We start from the raw sequence: 271 nt of genomic DNA, 5'->3' as shown, positions 1-271 counted from the left end.
CAGATCGGCGTCGCGCGCGATCTGCACGCGGTACGCGCGGGCGTTCGCGTCGGGCACGAGATCGAACGCGACGTCCTTGTCGTCCTGCACCTTGCCCGGGTTCACCAGCGCGGGCGCGGGCAGCAAGGCCACCGGCCCGCCGACGCCGCCCGTCGAACGCGTAACGCTGCCGAAATGTGCGCCAATCAGTTGCGTCGATGCCTGCAACGGCACGCCCGGCGCACGTGGCCGCATGCGCGCCGCATCGACGCCGACCGCGCCGTCGAGCACG

At 72.7% G+C, this 271-nt stretch carries 1 pseudogene; it reads right to left on the bottom strand.

Annotated elements, in window-relative coordinates:
* Positions 1-271, bottom strand: a pseudogene (locus SB753_RS37440) (peptidase M23); the annotation flags it as partial.

It is taken from the genome of Paraburkholderia sp. SIMBA_053 (assembly GCF_046534895.1).
In the GTDB taxonomy this organism is placed as follows: Bacteria; Pseudomonadota; Gammaproteobacteria; order Burkholderiales; family Burkholderiaceae; genus Paraburkholderia; species Paraburkholderia caledonica.
This window is presented reverse-complemented; position numbering and strand designations above follow the sequence as displayed.